We start from the raw sequence: 21,303 nt of genomic DNA, 5'->3' as shown, positions 1-21,303 counted from the left end.
TTTTAATTAACAATTTCTGTACATATTCTCTGGGTAATTTAAGATTCGCAGCAGTTTCTTATCGACAACACCTGAGTTTTTTTTTGCTATCCGAAGAGTAAAAAGCCATGGAATTAGAATACGAAAGTAAACGTCCTCTCCATATTCCCTACGCTGGTCCAATCTTGCTTGAATTCCCCCTGCTAAATAAAGGCAGCGCGTTTACCGAAGAAGAACGCGCTAACTTTAACCTGCATGGTCTGCTGCCGGAAGCCGTCGAAACCATCGAAGAACAGGCAGAACGCGCCTGGCGTCAGTATCAGGAATTCAAACACGATATTGAAAAACACGTTTATCTGCGCAACATCCAGGATACCAATGAAACCCTGTTCTACCGCCTGCTGGACGGTCACCTCAGTGAGATGATGCCCATCATCTACACCCCAACCGTTGGCGAAGCCTGTGAACACTTCTCCGATATCTATCGCCGCGCCCGTGGCCTGTTTATCTCCTATCCTAACCGCGCCTATATCGACGATATGCTGCAAAACGCCACCAAACAGAACGTGAAAGTCATCGTTGTGACCGACGGTGAACGTATTCTAGGTCTGGGTGACCAGGGTATCGGCGGCATGGGGATTCCAATCGGTAAACTTTCTCTGTACACCGCGTGTGGCGGTATCAGCCCAGCCTATACCCTGCCAGTGGTTCTGGATGTCGGCACCAACAACCCGCAGCGCCTGAACGATCCGCTGTACATGGGATGGCGTCACCCACGTATCACCGATGACGAATACTATGCGTTTGTTGATGAATTCATCCAGGCTGTTAAGCGTCGCTGGCCGAACGTGCTGTTGCAGTTTGAAGACTTCGCACAGAAAAACGCGACACCGCTGCTGAACCGCTATCGCGATGAAATCTGTAGCTTTAACGATGACATTCAGGGTACCGCGGCGGTTGCGCTGGGCAGCCTGATTGCAGCCAGCCGTGCGGCAGGCACACAGTTACGCGATCAGACCGTGGCCTTCCTGGGTGCCGGTTCCGCAGGCTGCGGTATCGCTGAACAAATCATTGCACAGATGAAATCCGAAGGGCTGAGCGATCAAGAAGCGCGCGCACGTGTCTTCATGGTTGACCGCTTTGGTCTGCTGACGGACAAACTGCCGAACCTGCTCGATTTCCAAAGCAAGCTGGTGCAAAAAAGCGAGCTGCTGGCAGGCTGGGATTGCAATAGCGACGCCATTTCCCTGCTGGAAGTGGTACGCAATGCCAAGCCAACCATCCTGATCGGGGTATCCGGTCAGCCGGGCCTGTTCACAGAAGAAATCATCCGTGAAATGCACAAACACTGTGCGCGTCCTATCGTGATGCCGCTGTCTAACCCGACATCCCGTGTAGAAGCACGTCCAGAAGACATCATTCGCTGGACAGAAGGTGCAGCGCTGGTCGCAACCGGTAGCCCGTTCTCCCCAGTTAACTATCAGGATAAGGTATTCCCTATCGCGCAGTGCAACAACTCCTATATTTTCCCAGGTATCGGGCTAGGGGTACTAGCGTCAGGTGCCAAGCGTATCACTGACGGTATGCTGATGGCCGCCAGCCGCGCACTGGCCGACTGCTCGCCGCTGGCAAATAACGGTGAAGGCGCACTGCTGCCGGATCTGGCTGATATCCAGCAGGTGTCCAAGCGTATTGCACTGGAAGTCGGTAAAGCCGCACAACTGCAAGGCACCGCCGTAGTGACCTCGTCGGATGCACTGCAAAAAGCCATTGAGCACAACTTCTGGCAGCCGCAGTACCGCAGCTACAAACGCACTTCGTTCTAAGCGGTCACTCGCTGACTGCTAAAAAGCGCGACACTGGTTGTCGCGCTTTCTTATTCCTCACTCCTTTTTATTTATCACGGCTTTTTATTCATCACAAAAGTACGTCCGCAAGGCGTGGGTTTGACTTAACTTTTCAGCTTTGGGTCAAGCGCATCGCGCAGGCCGTCACCCAATAAATTAAACGCCAGTACCGTCAGAAAGATCGCCAAACTGGGGAATATCGCAACGTGTGGCGCGATCACCATATCCGACCGCGCTTCATTCAGCATCGCTCCCCATTCCGGCATCGGCGGCTGTGCGCCAAGCCCTAAAAATGACAGGCTGGCTGCCGTGATGATCGACATCCCAATGCGCATCGAGAAAAACACCACGATGGAAGACACCGAGCCGGGCAGAATATGCCGAAAGAGGATCGCTCCGTCGCTGGCACCAATGCTGCGAGCAGACTCGATGTAGGTCAGTTGTTTCAGCACCAGCGTGTTGCCTCGCACCAGACGGGCGAACGCCGGAATGCTGAAAATCGCGACGGCGACAACCACATTCGCCATCCCACTCCCCATAATCGCCACAACGGCAATCGCCAGCAGAATACCGGGAAACGCAAACAACACATCGCAAATGCGCATGATGATAAGGTCTGTCCACCCTTCGTAGTAACCTGCCAGCAGACCCAGCGTCGTACCGATAATCATCCCCACCAGTACCGAGAGAATGCCCGCCGCCAGCGAAATACGTGTTCCCATCAGGATCCGGCTGAAAATATCACGCCCTAATGAATCCACCCCCAGCCAGTGTGCCGCCGACGGGCCTTCATTCAGGCGATCATAATCGAAATAATTCTCAGCATCATAGGGCATCAGATACGGTGCCAGAAACGCGATCGCAACCAGCAGCAGCACAAACACGCCCGCGGTGACCGCAACGTGCTGCCGAAGAAAGCGTCGCCAGAATTCCCGCCACGGCGTACGCACAGGTTTATCCCTCATGACAGGGAGCGTCGCCAGCATCGCTTTACGTCGCCAGTGTCTCATTCCCTTTCCTTATTTGTAACGAATGGCTGGATTAATCGCGGCATACAGCATATCCACCAGCAGATTGATCAGAATAAACTCCAGCGAAAACAGCAGCACCTCGGCCTGAATCACCGGATAGTCGCGCATCTCCACCGCATCGACCAGTAGCCGTCCCAGCCCCGGCCAGTTGAAGACCTTCTCCACAACGATGGATCCACCGAGCAAGAAACCAAATTGCAGCCCCATCATCGTCACCACGGGAATCAGCGCATTACGCAGCCCGTGCTTCACCACAACCAGCGATTCACGCACGCCTTTTGCCCGCGCCGTGCGTATATAATCTTCCTGTAAAACATCGACAAATGACGCGCGGGTAAAACGCGCCATCACCGCCGCCACCGCCGCGCCCAGCGTCAGCGAGGGTAAGATGTAGTGCAGCCAGGTATCCGCTCCCACCGTCGGCAGCCACCCCAGTTCGACAGAAAAAATCTGCATTAACAGCATACCGAGCGCAAAGGCAGGGAAAGAGAGGCCGGATACCGCCAGCGTCATTCCGATCCTGTCCGGCCAGCCGTTGCGCCACACGGCCGATACGATGCCGATCGCCATGCCAAAAATCACCGCCCACACCATGCTGCACACCGTCAGCCAAAAGGTCGGCATAAAGCGCATGGCGATCTCTTCCGTGACCGGGCGCTTCGACACCATTGACGTCCCCAAGTCCCCTTGCAGGATATTGGTGAAGAAATGCCAGAACTGGTGCGGCAGCGGTTTATCCAATCCCAAGTCCTGCCGTACCATCTCGATGACGGCGGCATCCGCTTCCCGCCCGGCGGCTAAACGCGCCGGATCGCCGGGTAACAGATGAACGAACAGGAACACCAGCACCATAACAATCAGGAGCGTGGGAATTAGTCCCAGTAGCCGTTTAATAAAATAATTCAGCATGAACGGTTTTCCACAGACATGCGTCAGACTCCCTATACGTAGAGGTGTGTTGACCACTGCGGGCAGCCTTACGGCCCCCCAATTCCCTAGTCATTCTTTTGCGGCGAATTATTCCTTGAGGTCGGCCTCTTCAAAACTGAACAACGTATCTGGCATCACGTAAAATCCGGTCAGTTTTTTGCTATTGGCCGAGACTAAACGCTCTGTCGCCAGGAAAATCCACGGCGCATCCGCCCAGATTTTGTCCTGTGCATCCTGATACAGTTTCTGCTTTTCCGTCCGATCCGTGGTTTTCAGGGCATTCGCCAGATCCGCATCAACCTGCGGGTTGCTGTAAAACGCCGTGTTGAACTGTGCGGGTGGCCAGGAAGCCGTCGCAAACAGCGGCGACAACGCCCAATCCGCCTCACCCGTCGAGGCTGACCAGCCGGTGTAGAACAGGCGAACGCCCGTTTCTTTCACGCCTTTACCTTCCACCTCCGCAGCACGCTGCCCCGCATCCATGGCGGTCACCTGCACTTTCACGCCGACCTGCGCCAGCTGTTGCTGTGTAAACTGCAAGACTTTCTGCGCCGTACTGTGGTTATGCGACGACCAGAGCGTGGTGGTAAAACCGCCAGGGTAGCCTGCTTCTTTCAGCAGTTCGCGCGCCTTCGCCGGATCGTAAGGCCACGGTTGGTATTTTACTGAATAATCAATGCTGTCTGGCAGTGGCCCTTCGGCTGGCGTCGCATAGCCGGAGAACGCGACTTTAATCAGCGCCTCTTTGTTGATCGCGTAGTTCAACGCCTGTCGAACCTTCGGGTTATCAAACGGTTTCTGCGTCACGTTCATGCTGATGTAACGGTGCAGAATCGACGGCGACGCCACCAGCGCCAGCTTGTCATTTTTCTCCAACACCTTGGCCTGCTCGAACGGTATAGGATAAGCAAACTGTGCTTCGCCGGTTTGCAGCAGTGCCGCACGCGTGTTGTTATCCACGACCGGACGCCAGGTAATGCTGTCCAGCTTCGGCAAACCCGCCTTCCAGTAGCCGCTGAATTTCTCGACTTTGACAAAATCGGTCTGATTCCAGGCCACAAAGCGGTATGGGCCAGTGCCTACCGGATGGAAGCCAATATCCTTGCCGTACTGCGTTAATGCCGCCGGAGAGATCATCACCGCCGCCGGGTGCGCCAAATTGTTAACGAACGCCGAGAATGGTGTCTTCAGTGTGATTTTCACCGTCAAATCGTCAACCACGTCGGTTTTTTCGATCATCTTGAACAGGTTGTATCGCTTCAGGCGGTTGTCTGGATTACTGGCGCGATCCAGATTCACTTTCACTGCGGCGGCGTTAAACGTCGATCCATCGTGAAATTTGACGCCAGGATGCAGCTTAACGGTATATGTCAGGCCGTCCGGACTCACGTCATAGCTGTCCGCCAGCACGTTCACCAGCTTCATGTCTTTATCGAAGCCAAATAGCCCCTGATAGAAGGACTTCGCGACCGTCTGCGATAGCGAATCGTTGGCATCGTACGGATCCAGGCTGGTAAAAGTGGAACCCACAGCGATCACTGCATCTTTGGCTGCCCAAGCGGGTGAAGCCGCCATAGCAGCGGTTACCCCTGCGGCGACTAACCAGCGCCGTTTTATCGTCATTACGCTCATGCTACGTTCTCCTTGTGAATCCCTGTCAGTAAGCGCCGGCTATCGGATGGTGCGCAACAAAGTGTCGCTCCCCCACCTGCACCAGAGGCGCCGTGATTGGCTCATCGCCAAGCGCCCGAATCGGGCTAGGTATTTCATCAACCAGCAGCACCTGCTCACGCTGGCGGCATGAGGGATCGGCAATCGGGACTGCCGACATCAGCTTGCGGGTATAAGGATGGCGAGGCCGCTCGAAGACGTCTTGCCGTGAGCCAATCTCGACAATCTGCCCCATGTACATCACCGCCACGCGATGGCTGATACGCTCGACCACCGCCATATCATGTGAAATAAACAAAAACGCGATGCCGAACTCACGTTGCAGTTCCAGCATCAGATTGATGATTTGTGCCTGAATCGACACGTCCAGCGCGGATACCGCCTCATCCGCAATCACCACTTTCGGGTTCAACGCCAGCGCTCGGGCAATGCAAATGCGCTGACGCTGGCCACCGGAAAATTCATGCGGATAGCGGCGAGCGTGTTCCGGCGCTAACCCTACGCGCGATAACAGCCATTCCACACGCTTCTCCGCCTCCTGCCGACGGCAAATGTTGTGCACCAGCAGCGGCTCCATAATCGAGAACCCCACTGTTAGTCGGGGATCGAGTGACGCATACGGGTCCTGAAAAATCAGTTGAATATCACGCCGCAGATGCTGTAGCGCCGCGCCTTTCAACTGATGGATAGGTTGACCATTAAACGTGATGTCGCCACGCTGGCTTTCAACCAGCTTGAGCAGCGCACGGCCAGTAGTGGACTTGCCGCATCCCGATTCACCAACCAGCGACAGCGTTTCGCCCGGCCAGAGATCGAAGCTGATGTTCTGCACCGCATGTACCTGCCGCGTCACGCGATTCAATACACCGCTACGAATCGGAAAACGCGTCACCAGATGACTAACCTGTAAGATCGGAGCCGCATCCGCAGGCACGGTATCCTGCGGTAGGTTGTCCACAATGCGTACGGCGTTTTGATCCAGCAGCGGAAATTTTTCCGGGAACGGCTGACCACGCATAGACCCTAATGTCGGAACAGCAGCCAGAAGCCCCTGCGTATACGGGTGCTGCGGTGCAGTAAAAATCGGCCCAACGCTTCCCGCCTCGACACTTTCCCCACGGTGCATCACCAGTACGCGTTCGGCTACTTCCGCCACCACGCCCATATCATGGGTAATGAAAATCACGGCCATTTCCATTTCACGCTGTAGCACGCGAATCAGTTGCAGAATTTGCGCCTGAATGGTGACATCCAGCGCGGTCGTCGGTTCATCGGCAATCAGCAGCGACGGCTTACAGGAGAGCGCCATCGCAATCATCACCCGCTGGCGCATACCGCCGGACAACTGGTGCGGGTAGCGATCCAGCACGTTGCGAGCTTCCGGTATTCTGACCAGATCAAGCATGCGTAACGTTTCTGCACGCGCAGCCCGTCTGTCCATCCCCTGATGCAAACGAATCGACTCGGCTATCTGTTCACCGACGGGGAAAACTGGGTTCAGCGACGTCATCGGTTCCTGAAAAATCATCGCCAAATCCGCGCCACGCAATGAGCGCATCATCCGCTGACGTGCTCCGCGGAGATCCAGCACTTGTCCATCGCGGCGGCGGAATAGCATATCTCCCTGATGAATCACGCCTCCCGCATGCTCAACCAACCGCATCAGCGCCAGTGACGTCACTGACTTACCCGATCCTGACTCCCCGACGATGGCCAGCGTTTCACCCCGATCGACAGAGAACGTCAAATTACGCACCGCGTCCGTCCGCTGCCCCTGCTGTTCGAAGGACACACTCAGGTTGCGTACTTCCACCACCCGTTTTTCAGGCAAAACAAGCCCCGGAACAGGGGAAGACAGTGAGGCATAATGATCCTGTGTGGGCGACATGAACGGCAAATCTCCATATAAATGCGGCTGGAATCAGCGCAACGCGGTCAGGGACAAATTATCAGCGATTTTTGACTATATTTAGCGCAAAGTATGATGTAAAGCGGAAACTGAAATCAGAAAAGCAATAAAATCCTTTTATAACATAAAGTTAACCAAAATAAAGACGTGCAATCCGGCATGATATCCCATGCAAACTCCTCCCCATTTTTGCCTGAAATAGTTCGCGTTGTAAGCAAAAGACGGCGGTGTGGCATCATGGCCCTGTCGTTTACTGCCTGAGAGGGGTTCACGCACCACAAGCCCTATTCCTTGACCTGCATACATTCACCCACGTTACGAACTCTGACATAATTAATACTGGCATAGAAAACATGTTTTCGCCCATGAACGACGTCTTGGCGGAAGACTGTTTATTAATGAAACCAGACGCATTAATGAAATCGGCCTTATTGATAAAACAAACTGTATTGATGAAAAAACGGTGGAGTATAGATGGAAAGCGTTAACGCAGGTTTATTGACTCTTGAACAAGCCCTGGAAAACATGTTTTCTCAGGTTACGTCCCTCACCGAGACAGAACGTATATCCCTGTTCGACGCCACAGGACGGATCACCGCCCAAGCCATCACCTCCCCGATTAACGTCCCACCTTTCGCCAATTCCGCGATGGATGGCTATGCCGTACGCTGCGCGGATTTGTCCGTTTCCCCGACGCTACCGCTGGCAGGAAAAGCGTTCGCAGGCACCCCATTCACTGGTGAGTGGCCTGTCGGAACCTGCATTCGTATTATGACCGGCGCGCCGATTCCCGCAGGTGCTGACGCCGTCATTATGCAGGAAGAGGTTGACGTCAGCGAGGATGGCATCCATTTCCCCCATAAGGTCAAACCCGGTCAGAATATTCGTCTGGCGGGAGAAGATATTCAGGCTGGTGCCAGCGTACTGCCTGCGGGCTGCAAACTGGGCGTGGCGGCGCTGCCGCTGCTGGCTTCGCTAGGGATTGCGCAGGTTGACGTGGTACGCCGTCTGAAAGTCGCGGTGTTTTCTACCGGTGATGAGTTGCAACCCGTTGGCAAACCGTTGGAAGACGGCCAGATTTATGACACTAACCGTTTCGTCGTCCGCCTGATGCTGGAACAGTTGGGCTGCGACGTGCATGACCTGGGGATTATTCGCGACGATCCGGCTGCCCTGCGTGCCGCGTTCCATGAGGCTGATCGGCTTGCCGATCTGGTGATCAGCAGCGGCGGCGTCTCCGTTGGCGAAGCGGATTACACCAAGCAAATGATGGATGAGTTGGGCGATATCCATTTCTGGAAGCTGGCAATCAAACCCGGTAGACCCTTCGCCTTCGGCAAATTGCAACACGCCTGGTTCTGCGGCCTGCCGGGAAATCCGGTTTCCGCTGCGCTGACGTTCTATCAGTTGGTTCAACCGCTGCTGGCGCGCCTGTCTGGCTATACGCAGTGGCACCAGCCGCCTCGCATTCGCGTCAAAACCACCAGCGCTCTGAAAAAGACACCGGGACGCACCGATTTCCAACGCGGCATTTTCAGCCGTAACGCGCTAGGTGAGCTGGAAGTAAGAACCACCGGACATCAGGGGTCGCACGTTTTCAGTTCCTTCAGCCTCGGTAACTGCTTCATCGTGCTTGAGCAGGAGCGCGGCCATGTCGCCGCAGGAGAATGGGTCGACATCGAGCTCTTCAACGTGTTGCTGGAACACTGAATATGTTGCCGGAACTGAGCGATAAGGAGATGCTGCGCTACAATCGACAGATTGTACTGCGCGGCTTTGATTTTGACGGACAGGAAAAGCTAAAGGCGTCACGCCTGCTGATTGTCGGACTGGGTGGACTAGGCTGTTCCGCCGCGCAGTATTTGGCCGCAGCCGGCGTCGGCCATTTGACGCTGCTGGATTTTGATACTGTCTCTCTGTCTAACCTGCAACGTCAGGTGCTGCATCGCGACGCCCGTATCGGTATGGCAAAGGTCGAGTCAGCGCGTCTGACGCTATCCGATATGAATCCACACCTCTCGCTCAATACGGTGGATGGCGAGCTTGATGATGACGCCTTGAGCGAATTAGTCAGCAGGCACGATGCAGTGCTGGACTGCACCGACAATGTCGCCATTCGCAATCGCCTCAATCGCATTGGCTTTCAGCTTAAGAAGCCGCTGATCTCCGGGGCGGCGATTCGAATGGAAGGTCAAATCAGCGCCTTTACCTATCAGCCTGATGAACCTTGCTATCAGTGTCTCAGCGGTCTGTTCGGCGCCAATGCGCTAACCTGCGTCGAAGCCGGTGTGATGTCCCCCCTGGTGGGCACCATTGGGAGTTTACAGGCGATGGAAGCGATTAAATTGCTGACAGGCTACGGCAAACTGGCCACTGGGCGATTGCTAATGTTCGATGCGATGACGCTGCAATTTCGTGAAATCATGTTGCCGAAAAACCCGCGCTGCGGCGTCTGCGGCGAGCGAGGCGCAGAAGGAAAAGACACCACTCAGGCACGATAAACCATTGAACACCGGAAAAATCGGTGACACAGTATTAAAGTAAGTCATCACGTAAACTGAGGAACACACCATGAGTAATGCTTTTTTGCAGTCAATCAAGGCCCGCCGTTCAATCTATGCCATCGGCAATAAGTTACCGATATCAGAAGACCAGGTTACCACCCTCATTACCGAAGCCGTTAATGAAAGCCCCTCCTCTTTTAATTCGCAAAGTTCCCGCGTTGTGATTCTGTTCGGTGAGCAACACCACAAGCTGTGGGATATTGTTAAGCAGCAGTTGAAGAAAATTGTGCCTGCGGACGCTTTCGCCCCAACAGAAAACAAACTGGCCTCTTTCGCCGCCGGCGCGGGCACCGTTCTGTTCTTTGAAGACACCAGCGTGATTGAAGCGCTACAGGAAAAATTCGCGCTTTATGCCGACAATTTCCCAATTTGGTCTGAACATTCAACCGGTATTGCACAGTTTGCCGTGTGGTCTACGCTGGCGCAGGAAAAAATTGGCGCCTCTCTCCAGCACTATAATCCGCTGATTGATGATGATGTGAAAGCACAATGGAATCTTCCAGCCAGTTGGAAATTGCGCGCTCAAATGCCATTTGGCTCAATCGAGCAACCGGCCGGTGAGAAAACCTATATTTCCTTTGAAGAGCGCTTCCGCGTATTTAAATAATCCGCTGACGTATTATTTATCAACAAACAGGGACACCACGCGATGTCCCTGTTTGTTTTAGATTCAGGCGCTAATCAGGCACCGGCGGTGCAAAAACCTGAATCGCTTTTTCTCTGATCCCGAACACCGCTGGCGTTTTACCAATCAGCTCACCATCCGCATTGATATCGTGCGGCTTCGGGGTACTCAACGTTAGCTGTCTGGCGGAAAAGGCGCGGACTTTACGCCAGCGCCCGTGCGTTCCCCTACGGATAAAGGGAATCAGCGCCACCATTTCCCACCAGTGGGAAACCTCCAGGCTATAGACATCCAGCCGGCCATCATCGGGCGCGGCGCTGTCTGCTACCGCCATGCCACCGCCGTAGAAACGGCCGTTCCCCACCGACACCTGCACGGTTCTCACCCGTTCTTTAATGCCGTCATGCTCGATCTCGACGCGGAAAGGACGGCTTTGCTTCAAGAGCTTAAAGGCCGCCAGTGCATAGCCTAATGTTCCCCAGCGTTTCTTGGATTTCGCCGACAGCCCGCGTGCCAATGCCGCAGAAAACCCAATACTGGAAACGTTAAAAAACAGATGCCCATTGACCTCGCCTAAATCAACGGCGCGCCGCTGTCCGTTGACAATAACCTGAACCGCCTGCCGAATCTCTCTGGGGATCCTCACCGTACGGGCAAAGTCATTCGCCGTCCCTAACGGCAGCACGCCCAGTGGCAAGCCGGTATCCACCAGACCAGGGGCGGCTGAATTTAATGTCCCATCGCCACCGCCGATAATGACAAAATCCACCCGATCCGCATACGCGCGTATCATATCACTGCATGAACCCGACGCATTTTCGTCCGGTTCGACGAAGTTAATCCGGCTTTCCTGTAATAGCCGTTTCACATAGCGCGCAGAAGAATCGCCATTCCGCGCCCGCTTATTAATCAATAAAAGCGCAGTTGGGCCTGATTCTTTCACTGCTGAATAATGGCTCATTGTCATCTACCCAACCTCAATGTTTGATTAAATCTAACCATAGGGATAATCAAACCGACAAGAGGGCTTTAACAAGCCCACAATAAAATACAAAACATTACGTTTCGGCACGCTACCACTAATACTTCCACACTGAAACCACTATACTGAACCCTACGAGTCAGCGATTCCTTTACCACTTTGTTACACTGTTATTCCAGTAGCACCTGCATCACCATTTTTATTTAAAAACAGCCATTTCTTCACCCATCCTATCATTGCTTCTCTGGGGAGATTATTTTGCAAATTGGATTCATCAATAGCTCACGCTGGCTGGATAAGACGCGCGCAATCATCATATTTGGCTCCATGCTACTCGCCGCATTTCTGGTGATTAGCTGGACTAGCTATGAAGTGGCTAAAGAATCTCTGGAAGAAGAAATCGAAGAAAATACCCTGCCGCTGACCAGTGATAATGTCTATTCTGAAATCCAGCAGGATTTGTTAAAGCCTATTTTTATTTCTTCGCTGATGGCGCACGATACGTTTTTACGCGATTGGGTACTGAAAGACGAAAGCGATCCACAGGCTATGTTCCGTTATCTAAGAGAGATCGACCGCCGTTTCGATACCGTGTTTTCGTTTTTTATTTCTGATAAAACCAAACGCTACTACGATCCTCAGCGCATTCTCAAAACCGTCTCGGAAGATTCCCCAGACGACCAATGGTATTTCCAGTATAAAACCTTATCCGACACGATGCCTTATGCCATCGACCTCCGCATCGACCCTGAAGACCGCACACACCTCGATATTTTCATCAACCATAAGGTCATGGATTATGAAGACAATTTTATTGGCATTACCGGCGTAGGCATTCCGGTTGAGCGCGTTAAACACCTCATTAAAAAATATGAACAACGCTATAACCGGACAATCTATTTCATTGATAAAGAAGGCAACATTACGCTACACGGGGAAACCTACATCCGCCCGCAGCAAATTCAGCAACAGTTGGGGCTAAACCGGATCGCAACTACGATTTTGACCTCTCCCGGCGGGGCTTATGAATATCAGTCAAACGGGGAACATATTTTCCTTAACACTCGGCTCATCCCTGAATTCGGCTGGTATTTGATGGTTGAGCAAACCAGTCATCCCAGTGAAAAACGGCTATTCGCCACGTTGCTTAAAAATCTGTGCATCAGCACGTTCGTCAGCGTTCTCTTCCTCTTCCTGCTATGGTTGACTATTGGCGGCTACCAACGTCGTCTGGAACAAATGGCAACGACCGATAAATTAACAGGCCTCATGAACCGTCAGGCATTTGATTATCTATTCCGTCGCCTCGGGACGAAAAATGCCTTACAGCACAAATCGCTCTCCATCCTTCTCATTGATATTGACCACTTCAAGAGAATCAATGACCAGTACGGCCACAACGTCGGCGATTTCGTCCTGCAAGGGATTTCTGCCCTCTTGTCAGCCAACACTCGCGCCAGCGATCAATCCTGCCGTTGGGGAGGAGAAGAGTTCGTGATTCTGCTCGACGATTGTGATATCAACACGGCGCTTCAGCGCGCCGAAGCGCTACGGCAAAGTATCGAAATAGCCCTGATTCCCTACCGCGAAGGAACCATTCGAGTGACAGTCAGCTGCGGTGTCGCTGAATATCGGGCAGGCGAAACGCTCAGTATGCTGATTAACCGCGCCGATATCGCGCTCTATCAAGCCAAACAGCAGGGACGCAATCGGGTGGTACGCGCACAGTAATATCGAATTTGGATGCACACATTAAAAAATAACGGGGAGGCTCGTTGCCTCCCCGTTATTTCATCACACTCGTCAGAGTTTTCGGTCATTAAATACCATCATCTTTCGTCTGAACCCAAAACGCATGCACCAACCCAGGAAAATAGCCTAACAGCGTTAGAATAATATTCAGAATAAATGCCCCACCGATGCCTTTCCCCAATAACACGCCCAGCGGTGGCAGAAGAATAGTAAAAACGATGCGCCAAAATCCCATATTAACCTCCGTAACGTGATAATTACTTTTGAAAATAGTGCAGCGTTTGTGATTTGTCAGTATTCACTGAAACAATTGGGATTAATCTTTGCAGAAGACGGAAAAGTGCGCAGCAGATGTATAATGCCAAGTATAATAAATGTTCATACGTAGCGACTGTTTACAAAGGATAAAGAATGAAAAAATTCGCTATTACCCTCTGTGCTCTACTGCTGCCCTTAACTCAAGCCGCAGCAGCAAACTGTGACAGCGCCGTCACACAGCTTGAAATGAGCCAGTGTGCGGCTGATAACTATAAAAAAGTGGATGGCGAACTTAATCGACTCTACCAGGATGTCGTCAAACGGCTGGTGATTGAAGAACACAAGGTGTTGCTCAAGTCAGCCCAGAGAAAATGGATTGCCTATCGCGATACTGACTGTAAGTTTCAGACCTTTCCGACAACGGGGGGATCGGTTCATGGCATGCTGTATTCCCAGTGCCTGACGCAGAAAACCGCCGAGCGCGTAAAAGAATTCAAAAGCATGCTAAGTTGTAAAGAAGGGGATTTGGGCTGCCCACTTTAAGCCACTGCCAAGTGTGGAAAGCGTCACAGACTAAATGCGCGGTAAGTGTTTAAATAGTGGCGGAGAGAGGGGATCTTGCCCCCCGGTAGAGTTGCCCCTACTCCAGTTTTCGAGACTGATCCGTTCAGCCGCCCAGCATCTCTCCGTTTAGCAATTGCCATGATGCCCGTTTTTACGGCATTTTAACAGCTATGTTATTTTAACAACACACGCCCTAGCCTTTAAATTCAAGTGACGACTTAACGAGCAATAACAATGATTAAATGGCCGTGGAAAAACACTCAACCTCAGGTGCAGACGCTTGAACACTGGCAAGCTGCGGTTTCCATCCCGCTTCTCGCGCCCTTGAGCGATGAAGAACTTCAGCAGTTGGTCGCTCTTGCCGATCAGTTTCTGAAGCAAAAACGCCTGATTCCGTTGCAGGATCTGATGTTAACGGAAATCATGCAGCAACGTATCGCCTTGCTGTTTTCCCTGCCGGTGTTATCGCTGGGAATGGATGCGCTGGATGGCTTCCACGAAGTTCTGGTTTATCCCGGTCCATTTATTGTAGAAGAAGAATGGCAGGACGACATCGGACTCGTGCATACGGGGAAAATGGTACAGTCCGGGCAAAGCTGGGATCAGGGGCCGATTGTCCTCAACTGGCAAGAAGTGCAAGACTCCTTCGATCTTTCCGGTTTCAACCTTATCATTCATGAAGTCGCACACAAGCTGGATATTCGCAGCAGCGGCGAAGCAACTGGCGTTCCCTTGATTCCCTTGCGGCATATTGCTGTCTGGGAACAGCATCTGCACGGCGCGATGAATGCCTTGCAGGAAGAGATCGATCTGGTCGGTGAAGAAGCCACCAGCATGGATCCCTACGCCGCCCACGATCCGGCAGAGTGTTTTGCGGTGCTGTCGGAATACTTCTTCAGCGCGCCCGAACTGCTCGACGATCGTTTCCCCGGCCTATACCGCTGCTTCCAAAAATTCTATCGACAAGATCCGCTCGTCCGTCTAAAAAACTGGCAAAGCAGCATCAACTGCCGCGCACCATCCATCTACTAACCCATAAAAAAACAGCGAATTGTACATAGCCTAGACAGTCAGATGATAAAGCTGATTTTGGCGTTGACAGTACCGCAGGTGGCAGATATTATGCGCCCCGTTCAAGCGATTCCTCTGTAGTTCAGTCGGTAGAACGGCGGACTGTTAATCCGTATGTCACTGGTTCGAGTCCAGTCAGAGGAGCCAAATTCTTGTTTTCATGCCGCTTTGCGAATCCCTATGTGATTCAGATTCAATAGGTTAGCGTGAAAAGTTTTCCCGATGCATTTTCAGTTTACCCTCCGCATCGGGAGAATTTGGTGGTCAGATTTGGGGTCTTTCCGGTTCGATAATGGAGTGACCCGCATATGTCCCTTAACGACTCAAAAATCCGCAACTTAAAACCACCTGCTCCCCCCATAAAACTATCCGATTCACACGGCCTGTATCTTCACGTTAAACCTACTGGTTCACGTCTCTGGTACTTCAGATACTATTTTTGTGGCAAAGAGACCCGCATAGCGTTGGGCGCTTATCCGTTAATCAGTCTGTCAGAAGCACGCCAGAAGCGTGATGAACTCCGTAAACTACTGGTGCAGAATATCAACCCGGCACAGTGTGGAAAGCTTGTCAAAACGAATATTGATATAGTGCTGATATAGTGGTTACCGCCTCACCTATCTGTTTCATCTGTGAACCTACTGTATTCGCTATTACTTTCTCTTGGTCGCTTTTCATATCCTAAAACTTCATGAAAGCCATTGCTGTGCCGATACCTAAAACCAATGCAACTTCCAATAGGAAAAACCCTTTTTATTTTCTTTTTTCATTTCTCACCGTCCTTTTTATTTTCACGCATGCTTTAATTAGCAAAAATAAAAAAGTGATCAAGCCTTCAATAAAAAACACAGTTAGACATTTACTTTAAATTAAGCAGCGTGTAAGGTGTGATTTTTATAAAAACAGGGAGCACCATGAAAAACCAAATGCAAAACGTAAACATTCGTCCTCTCATCGATACTGATGTATTAAGTTTTATAAAAATCAGACTTGAATCACTTAAAAACACCCCTGAGAATTTTGGTTCTTCATTTGATGAGAAAAAAAACCATTCAGAGGAATATTTTCTCGAAAAAATAAGAAACAACATTATTATTGGATGCTTTGATAAAAATGAACTACTCGGTATCATTGGTATATCAAAGCCACATCTAATAAAAATGCAACATATTATTTCGCTCTGGGGGATGTATGTTCGCCCCAACGCCAGAGGGTTAGGTTTATCTAAATCCCTACTTAATTTTGTAATCACGAAGATGAAAGCACAAGCACATTGTCATTCCATCCGGTTAAGTGTCGTAGCCACAAATACAACAGCAATCAGACTCTATGAATCAGTAGGTTTTAAGGCATGGGCCGTTGACGTCGATGCATTAAAAATTGGGGGCACGTATTATGATGAAATTTTTATGCGCTATGATATATAACAACCTCATTAGTTCAGGAAATTCAATTAATACCTTATCGATAAGAGTATAACACTTCATTTATAATGAAATGAATGTTATCCTGTTGCTTGTCGTTGAACTACATCGCCTTGAAGAAAATTCATAACTGTCTTGAGAAACAGAGAAATAGGCTCTATATTCAGATCGTTAACACACTCTTTTCTTCCATCAGGATACACTGTTATCAGTTTCCCCTTTGAAATATAGTGGATAGCCATTCCAGCCCTGAACACCTATTTAATCGTTTTCTGTGATGCCCTTTGAGCAATTCAACTTAACACCGCTGTATCTTCAAGTGGATTTTTCTTTGATTTTTCCTTTTTCATTATTTCCTCCGTATCTATACTGATATATAATTTTTTGCTAACATGTGTCAAATTTGGATATACTCCATCGATGATTCTTTATCACCATCAGGATAATAAGCAATGAGTGAAGCACTTAAATTATTAAACAATATTCGTTCTCTCCGTGCTCAGGCACGAGAAACCGATCTGGCAACACTGGAAGAAATGCTGGAAAAGTTCACCGTTATTGTTGAAGAGCGCCGCGAAGAAGAAGCCAAAACCCAACAAGAACAGGCTGAGCGTCTGGCAAAAATTGAAGCCCTTCGTGCCAAACTGTTAGAAGACGGTATCGATCCGGCTGAACTGCTTGGTTCTGTTTCTGCTACCAAGTCAGCAAAATCTAAACGTACTCCTCGTCCGGCGAAATACAAATACACCGATGAGAATGGCAATGAACAGACGTGGACAGGTCAGGGCCGTACTCCGAAAGCTATCAAGGAAGCGCTTGATAACGGTAAGAGCTTGGAAGATTTTGAGATCTAATAAAATTGCTCGGGCGACCTTCTGGGCCGCTCTTTGCCGTCCCCGACGGTGCGCCTCTCCATGACGACGCAGCACCCGGTAGAAGGTTGATTCATTCGTCAGAGATATTCCCTTATCGGCCAGCGCCGGTACGGTTTGTGACGGTGACAGACTGGCAAATCTGGCTGATGGCACACCGACAGTATCTGCTGCTCTTCTTGCGCACTTAACCGGTTGGGCGATGCTCTGACTACACTGGTGCGCTAGTTCTCCACCGCGATGGTCAACGCCGCCACATCCGCTCACTTAGTAAGCCAATACGATATTTTCGGAAATATGTCTTTAAAGGATTGTTGGGGTCAATACAACAGGACAATAGCGGCGCTGAAGAACTTGTTGCGAGCGGCTTTATTAACCCTTAACGTGAGTATTACTTTTCGCTCTTTGGGTATTCACTGTTTTGATTGACGAGGGAAAATGGAACGCTTATTTGTCTACGGAACGCTGCGTCCAGGTCACACGAATGCCTATATTCTGGAAAACATCGGTGGAGAGTGGCTGCCGGGTTACGTAACAGGCACATTTTATGAGCGTGGCTGGGGCGCTGCCGCAGATTTTCCAGGGATAGTCCTGGATGAAAATGGGCCACTCATCAGCGGTTATCTGTTTTTGTCCACTAACCTTGAAGCACACTGGTCAATGTTAGATGAATTTGAAGAGGGCTACGATCGCGTTGAAGTTGTCGTTACCACGGCGGAAGGCCAGCAGATTACGGCGTGGGTTTATCAGCTACAGCCATAAATAGGCTCAGTACGCGATATAGCTCAAAGCGTTCTATACCCAGACCTGTCCCGGTAAGGAAACCCAATTTGAAAATCCCGCGTCAGGAAACACAGGCGGGATGTTTGTTTTTAGCCTCTTATGACCGTTGGCTAAGATGGGAAGCGGACACAACCACACTCACTTTGCATCCTTTTCAACATGCTCTCAACGAGCGCTACTCATTGCCCCATTGGTTCAGGAACGTCGCGATCTCATCGATACGATGCTCGTCGATACCCGCTTCACTGGCCATCTCCTTCTGCGCATCTTCACTGATTTCTTCGTTATTCATTAAGCGGGTGATCAACAGTTGGAAATAGCGCGCCAGAGCGTCACGTTCTGACTCACTTACCGGCTTTTCAGATTCCGTCGCATACTCATCCGTGATGTCATAAAATTTAAGCGGTAATTCATTATTCATAAGTCATCCTCAGGGATTAAGGTCTATGTCTGTTAATGCTGGCATCGTCTGGCCGGGATCATATCATTCTTACTACGTTTTCCCGTCATCCATGTAAGGGAAAGAGACTAAAAGAGGTCGGTTCAGTCTCTTAGATGCGAAAATCAGGGCATGCTTTTCTGCTTTAGCCTTACCATAAGGCGATGTCCCCAACCCATAAATTAAAATGAAAATTACTTTTAAATCAAATAATTATAAAAAACATTCCAAACCAAACACCAAGTCATGAAGATGGCTCATGTCTATTGAAATTAAATCACTTTTACTCACTCAATGACTCTGGCATAAATTGTGCGCATGAAGTAACGATAATATGAAATCTGCTGAATGATGAGATCTGAAAATCTTCGAAAAGAAAGACATACAATCAGGTTGATATCAATAATTAGGATGTTAGATCGCGATGAATAAGAATTTTACGTTTACGATTAAGAACACGCGTTTCGATGAGAATTATAACCCCTCCGAAAATACGCGTATCACGACCAACTTTGCGAATCTGGCGAGAGGAAAGAACCGCCAGGAGAACTTGCGCAACGCCTTAAAAATGATTGACAATCGTTTCAATTCTCTGGCGCATTGGGATAACCCTAAAAGCGATCGTTACTCTGTCGAACTTGATATCATTTCCGTTGAGATTGATATTGAAGGCAATGGCGACACCTTCCCTGTCATTGAAATATTGAAAACGAATGTTGTTGATAAAAAAACAAACGAGCGCATTGACGGTATTGTAGGTAATAACTTCTCCTCCTACGTGCGAGATTATGATTTTAGCGTATTGCTGTCAGATCATAATAAGAGCCACCCCGGATTTAGCACCCCAGATAACTTTGGCGAGCTGCATGGAAATATCTTTAAATGTTTCGTGAACTCGAAGAGCTATAAAGAGAATTTTAGTAAAGCGCCAGTGATATGCCTCAGTGTTTCAAGTAAAAACACCTATCACAGGACTGGAAATCAGCATCCCGTATTAGGCATTGAGTACCGGCAAGATGAGTATTCACTGACCGACCAATACTTCCATAAAATGGGGTTACAGGCTCGCTATTTTATGCCGCCAAATAGCGTTGCGCCTTTGGCCTTCTATTTTTCTGGTGACTTACTGAGTGATTATACGAACCTTGAGCTGATCAGTACCATCAGTACGATGGAGACTTTTCAAAAGATTTACCGACCTGAGATTTACAATGCAAACTCTCCAGCAGGCCAATGCTATCAGCCAAGCCTGAATCATCAGGATCATTCATTCACTCAAATTGTTTATGATCGAGAAGAACGTAGCCTGTTGGCTATCGAGCAGGGAAAGTTTACGGAGAAAAACTTCATCAAGCCATACCACGCTATTCTTGAGCAATGGTCTGCTAATTACGTTCTTTGATTAACCAAAAACAAAAGGTCACCGATTATTATGAAAATATTGTTACCCACCTCAACGGCTGGCAGTTTACCCAAACCTTCCTGGCTGGCGCAGCCTGAGACACTGTGGTCGCCCTGGAAATTGCAAGGCGATGAATTGATTGAGGGCAAACAAGATGCGCTACGTTTGAGCCTGGCAGATCAACAACAGGCAGGGATTGATATTGTCAGTGATGGCGAGCAAACGCGCCAACATTTTGTCACAACGTTTATTGAGCACCTCAGCGGCGTTGATTTTGAGAAACGTGAGATCGTTAAAATCCGCAATCGCTATGATGCGAGTGTACCGACAGTCATTGGTGCCGTGGTTCGCCAAAAGCCGGTTTTTGTTGAGGATGCCAAATTTTTACGTCAGCAAACCACGCAACCCATTAAATGGGCCTTACCGGGTCCAATGACGATGATCGATACGCTCTATGATAGCCACTATAAGAGCCGCGAAAAACTCGCCTGGGAATTCGCCAAAATTCTCAATCAAGAAGCCAAAGAATTAGAAGCTGCGGGTGTCGATATTATCCAATTTGATGAGCCCGCATTTAATGTTTTCTTTGATGAGGTAAATGATTGGGGAATAGCCGCGTTAGAAAGAGCCGTTGAAGGGCTGAAGTGTGAAACGGCGGTGCATATTTGCTATGGCTATGGCATCAAAGCCAATACCGATTGGAAAAAGACGCTGGGCTCCGAGTGGCGGCAATATGAAGAAATTTTTCCTAAGCTGCAAAAATCGGCTATCGATATCATTTCACTGGAATGTCAGAACTCTCGTGTTCCAATGGATCTTATTGAACTCATTCGCGGTAAAAAAGTGATGGTAGGTGCCATTGACGTGGCAACCAATACCATTGAGACACCAGAGGACGTCGCCGATACGCTACGTAAAGCGCTTCAGTTTGTGGATGCCGACAAGCTCTACCCTTCGACCAACTGTGGCATGACTCCCTTATCTCGCCGAGTTGCAAGAGGCAAACTCAATGCGTTAAGTGCGGGTGCGGAAATCGTCCGCAGAGAACTTCTGGCTAAATAAGGTCGCCACAGAGTCGACCACATGAAGCGCATTCAGTCCGGGTTGGGCGATCTGATCAATCGCCAACTGTCCCAACCCACCAGTTGGACTGAGCAATACATCATCCTAAATGAAAAGCCCGTAAGGGCTTTTCTATTG

Annotated in this window: 19 protein-coding genes, 2 tRNA genes and 2 pseudogenes; 14 read left to right on the top strand and 9 right to left on the bottom strand. The window is 50.1% G+C overall.

The features are described from left to right. The first annotated feature begins 107 nt into the window (after nt 1-107). Nucleotides 108-1,805: an NAD-dependent malic enzyme gene (locus ACKQAD_RS06555; protein ID WP_409159407.1), complete on the top strand. Its 1,698-nt coding sequence runs from the start codon at nt 108-110 to the stop codon at nt 1,803-1,805. Between the two features lie 125 nt (nt 1,806-1,930). On the opposite strand, the gene gsiD is transcribed toward ACKQAD_RS06555, so the two are convergent. The 4 genes from gsiD to ACKQAD_RS06535 form a co-directional block, all read right to left on the bottom strand. Beyond that, nucleotides 1,931-2,836 carry a glutathione ABC transporter permease GsiD gene (gene gsiD, locus ACKQAD_RS06550; protein WP_409159406.1) on the bottom strand — a complete coding sequence of 302 codons (906 nt, stop codon included), beginning with the start codon at nt 2,834-2,836 and terminating at the stop codon, nt 1,931-1,933. A 9-nt stretch (nt 2,837-2,845) separates the two neighbouring features. After that, nucleotides 2,846-3,766 carry a glutathione ABC transporter permease GsiC gene (gene gsiC / locus ACKQAD_RS06545; RefSeq protein WP_409159405.1) on the bottom strand — a complete coding sequence of 307 codons (921 nt, stop codon included), beginning with the start codon at nt 3,764-3,766 and terminating at the stop codon, nt 2,846-2,848. Nucleotides 3,767-3,874: 108 nt separating this feature from the next. Continuing rightward, nucleotides 3,875-5,419, bottom strand: a complete 1,545-nt coding sequence (gene gsiB, locus ACKQAD_RS06540; protein ID WP_409159404.1) for a glutathione ABC transporter substrate-binding protein GsiB — start codon at nt 5,417-5,419, stop codon at nt 3,875-3,877. Between the two features lie 25 nt (nt 5,420-5,444). Further along, nucleotides 5,445-7,346 carry a dipeptide ABC transporter ATP-binding protein gene (locus ACKQAD_RS06535; protein WP_409159403.1) on the bottom strand — a complete coding sequence of 634 codons (1,902 nt, stop codon included), beginning with the start codon at nt 7,344-7,346 and terminating at the stop codon, nt 5,445-5,447. Between the two features lie 495 nt (nt 7,347-7,841). On the opposite strand from ACKQAD_RS06535, the gene moeA reads away from it, so the two are divergent. The 3 genes from moeA to ACKQAD_RS06520 all read left to right on the top strand — a co-directional run bounded on the left by moeA (nt 7,842) and on the right by ACKQAD_RS06520 (nt 10,538). Beyond that, nucleotides 7,842-9,077, top strand: coding sequence for a molybdopterin molybdotransferase MoeA (moeA, locus tag ACKQAD_RS06530; protein WP_409159402.1), 1,236 nt, complete (start codon nt 7,842-7,844; stop codon nt 9,075-9,077). Between the two features lie 2 nt (nt 9,078-9,079). Then, the gene (moeB, locus tag ACKQAD_RS06525) at nt 9,080-9,868 is read left to right on the top strand and encodes a molybdopterin-synthase adenylyltransferase MoeB (RefSeq protein ID WP_409159401.1); all 789 of its coding nucleotides are present in this window, start codon (nt 9,080-9,082) and stop codon (nt 9,866-9,868) included. 70 nt (nt 9,869-9,938) lie between these two features. Then, entirely contained in the window at nt 9,939-10,538 is a 600-nt protein-coding gene (locus tag ACKQAD_RS06520; RefSeq protein ID WP_409159400.1) for a nitroreductase family protein, read from the top strand. 70 nt (nt 10,539-10,608) lie between these two features. On the opposite strand, the gene ACKQAD_RS06515 is transcribed toward ACKQAD_RS06520, so the two are convergent. Continuing rightward, on the bottom strand, nt 10,609-11,523 hold the full coding sequence (locus ACKQAD_RS06515; protein WP_409159399.1) for a lipid kinase: 915 nt from the start codon (nt 11,521-11,523) through the stop codon (nt 10,609-10,611). Between the two features lie 273 nt (nt 11,524-11,796). On the opposite strand from ACKQAD_RS06515, the gene ACKQAD_RS06510 reads away from it, so the two are divergent. Then, nucleotides 11,797-13,269 carry a sensor domain-containing diguanylate cyclase gene (locus tag ACKQAD_RS06510; protein WP_409159398.1) on the top strand — a complete coding sequence of 491 codons (1,473 nt, stop codon included), beginning with the start codon at nt 11,797-11,799 and terminating at the stop codon, nt 13,267-13,269. 88 nt (nt 13,270-13,357) lie between these two features. Here the strand turns inward: ACKQAD_RS06510 and ACKQAD_RS06505 are convergent, their stop codons facing one another. Next, on the bottom strand, nt 13,358-13,525 hold the full coding sequence (locus ACKQAD_RS06505; RefSeq protein WP_409159397.1) for a YqaE/Pmp3 family membrane protein: 168 nt from the start codon (nt 13,523-13,525) through the stop codon (nt 13,358-13,360). A gap of 176 nt (nt 13,526-13,701) precedes the next feature. Between ACKQAD_RS06505 and ACKQAD_RS06500 the strand changes: the two genes are divergently transcribed. Then, nucleotides 13,702-14,091, top strand: coding sequence for a lysozyme inhibitor LprI family protein (locus ACKQAD_RS06500; RefSeq protein ID WP_409159396.1), 390 nt, complete (start codon nt 13,702-13,704; stop codon nt 14,089-14,091). 57 nt (nt 14,092-14,148) lie between these two features. Here ACKQAD_RS06500 and ACKQAD_RS06495 read toward each other — a convergent pair. Beyond that, nucleotides 14,149-14,236 (bottom strand) — tRNA-Ser (locus ACKQAD_RS06495). Nucleotides 14,237-14,346: 110 nt separating this feature from the next. On the opposite strand from ACKQAD_RS06495, the gene mtfA reads away from it, so the two are divergent. The 3 genes and pseudogenes from mtfA to ACKQAD_RS06480 all read left to right on the top strand — a co-directional run. After that, a complete protein-coding gene (gene mtfA, locus ACKQAD_RS06490; RefSeq protein ID WP_409159395.1) occupies nt 14,347-15,144 on the top strand; it encodes a DgsA anti-repressor MtfA in 798 nt (265 codons plus the stop codon). Nucleotides 15,145-15,254: 110 nt separating this feature from the next. Then, nucleotides 15,255-15,330: transfer RNA gene (locus tag ACKQAD_RS06485), tRNA-Asn, on the top strand. A gap of 161 nt (nt 15,331-15,491) precedes the next feature. Further along, nucleotides 15,492-15,740 (top strand): annotated as a pseudogene (locus tag ACKQAD_RS06480) (Arm DNA-binding domain-containing protein); the annotation flags it as partial. Here the strand turns inward: ACKQAD_RS06480 and ACKQAD_RS06475 are convergent. Further along, nucleotides 15,738-15,921 (bottom strand): annotated as a pseudogene (locus ACKQAD_RS06475) (shufflon system plasmid conjugative transfer pilus tip adhesin PilV); the annotation flags it as partial. The pseudogenes ACKQAD_RS06480 and ACKQAD_RS06475 sit on opposite strands and share 3 nt — an antisense overlap. Before the next feature lie 176 nt (nt 15,922-16,097). Between ACKQAD_RS06475 and ACKQAD_RS06470 the strand changes: the two are divergent. The 3 genes from ACKQAD_RS06470 to ACKQAD_RS06460 all read left to right on the top strand — a co-directional run bounded on the left by ACKQAD_RS06470 (nt 16,098) and on the right by ACKQAD_RS06460 (nt 18,241). After that, nucleotides 16,098-16,610 (top strand): GNAT family N-acetyltransferase, encoded by a 513-nt coding sequence (locus ACKQAD_RS06470; protein ID WP_409159394.1) that lies wholly within the window; start codon nt 16,098-16,100, stop codon nt 16,608-16,610. A gap of 449 nt (nt 16,611-17,059) precedes the next feature. Then, nucleotides 17,060-17,461 carry an H-NS family histone-like protein gene (locus tag ACKQAD_RS06465; protein WP_409159393.1) on the top strand — a complete coding sequence of 134 codons (402 nt, stop codon included), beginning with the start codon at nt 17,060-17,062 and terminating at the stop codon, nt 17,459-17,461. 456 nt (nt 17,462-17,917) lie between these two features. Then, nucleotides 17,918-18,241, top strand: a complete 324-nt coding sequence (locus tag ACKQAD_RS06460; RefSeq protein ID WP_409159392.1) for a gamma-glutamylcyclotransferase family protein — start codon at nt 17,918-17,920, stop codon at nt 18,239-18,241. Between the two features lie 196 nt (nt 18,242-18,437). Here the strand turns inward: ACKQAD_RS06460 and ACKQAD_RS06455 are convergent, their stop codons facing one another. Then, nucleotides 18,438-18,683, bottom strand: coding sequence for a YmjA family protein (locus ACKQAD_RS06455; protein ID WP_409159391.1), 246 nt, complete (start codon nt 18,681-18,683; stop codon nt 18,438-18,440). Between the two features lie 442 nt (nt 18,684-19,125). Between ACKQAD_RS06455 and ACKQAD_RS06450 the strand changes: the two genes are divergently transcribed. Both ACKQAD_RS06450 and ACKQAD_RS06445 read left to right on the top strand, forming a co-directional pair. Continuing rightward, complete coding sequence (locus tag ACKQAD_RS06450) at nt 19,126-20,103, top strand: DUF1852 domain-containing protein (protein ID WP_409159390.1); 978 nt, start codon at nt 19,126-19,128, stop codon at nt 20,101-20,103. A 30-nt stretch (nt 20,104-20,133) separates the two neighbouring features. Beyond that, entirely contained in the window at nt 20,134-21,165 is a 1,032-nt protein-coding gene (locus tag ACKQAD_RS06445) for a methionine synthase (protein WP_336859513.1), read from the top strand. Nucleotides 21,166-21,303 lie beyond the last annotated feature (138 nt).

This window comes from Pectobacterium artocarpous, assembly GCF_046159765.1.
In the GTDB taxonomy this organism is placed as follows: Bacteria; Pseudomonadota; Gammaproteobacteria; order Enterobacterales; family Enterobacteriaceae; genus Pectobacterium.
The sequence above is the reverse complement of the archived record's forward strand: the minus strand, read 5'-3'. Positions and strand labels throughout refer to the sequence as shown.

Bases quoted from the DNA above. Each gene is read 5' to 3' on its own strand.
- ACKQAD_RS06555 (WP_409159407.1), top strand. From the start codon at position 108: ATGGAATTAGAATACGAAAGTAAACGTCCTCTCCATATTCCCTACGCT.
- gsiD (WP_409159406.1), bottom strand. From the start codon at position 2,836: ATGAGACACTGGCGACGTAAAGCGATGCTGGCGACGCTCCCTGTCATG.
- gsiC (WP_409159405.1), bottom strand. From the start codon at position 3,766: ATGCTGAATTATTTTATTAAACGGCTACTGGGACTAATTCCCACGCTC.
- gsiB (WP_409159404.1), bottom strand. From the start codon at position 5,419: ATGAGCGTAATGACGATAAAACGGCGCTGGTTAGTCGCCGCAGGGGTA.
- ACKQAD_RS06535 (WP_409159403.1), bottom strand. From the start codon at position 7,346: ATGTCGCCCACACAGGATCATTATGCCTCACTGTCTTCCCCTGTTCCG.
- moeA (WP_409159402.1), top strand. From the start codon at position 7,842: ATGGAAAGCGTTAACGCAGGTTTATTGACTCTTGAACAAGCCCTGGAA.
- moeB (WP_409159401.1), top strand. From the start codon at position 9,080: ATGTTGCCGGAACTGAGCGATAAGGAGATGCTGCGCTACAATCGACAG.
- ACKQAD_RS06520 (WP_409159400.1), top strand. From the start codon at position 9,939: ATGAGTAATGCTTTTTTGCAGTCAATCAAGGCCCGCCGTTCAATCTAT.
- ACKQAD_RS06515 (WP_409159399.1), bottom strand. From the start codon at position 11,523: ATGACAATGAGCCATTATTCAGCAGTGAAAGAATCAGGCCCAACTGCG.
- ACKQAD_RS06505 (WP_409159397.1), bottom strand. From the start codon at position 13,525: ATGGGATTTTGGCGCATCGTTTTTACTATTCTTCTGCCACCGCTGGGC.
- ACKQAD_RS06500 (WP_409159396.1), top strand. From the start codon at position 13,702: ATGAAAAAATTCGCTATTACCCTCTGTGCTCTACTGCTGCCCTTAACT.
- mtfA (WP_409159395.1), top strand. From the start codon at position 14,347: ATGATTAAATGGCCGTGGAAAAACACTCAACCTCAGGTGCAGACGCTT.
- ACKQAD_RS06470 (WP_409159394.1), top strand. From the start codon at position 16,098: ATGAAAAACCAAATGCAAAACGTAAACATTCGTCCTCTCATCGATACT.
- ACKQAD_RS06465 (WP_409159393.1), top strand. From the start codon at position 17,060: ATGAGTGAAGCACTTAAATTATTAAACAATATTCGTTCTCTCCGTGCT.
- ACKQAD_RS06460 (WP_409159392.1), top strand. From the start codon at position 17,918: ATGGAACGCTTATTTGTCTACGGAACGCTGCGTCCAGGTCACACGAAT.
- ACKQAD_RS06455 (WP_409159391.1), bottom strand. From the start codon at position 18,683: ATGAATAATGAATTACCGCTTAAATTTTATGACATCACGGATGAGTAT.
- ACKQAD_RS06450 (WP_409159390.1), top strand. From the start codon at position 19,126: ATGAATAAGAATTTTACGTTTACGATTAAGAACACGCGTTTCGATGAG.
- ACKQAD_RS06445 (WP_336859513.1), top strand. From the start codon at position 20,134: ATGAAAATATTGTTACCCACCTCAACGGCTGGCAGTTTACCCAAACCT.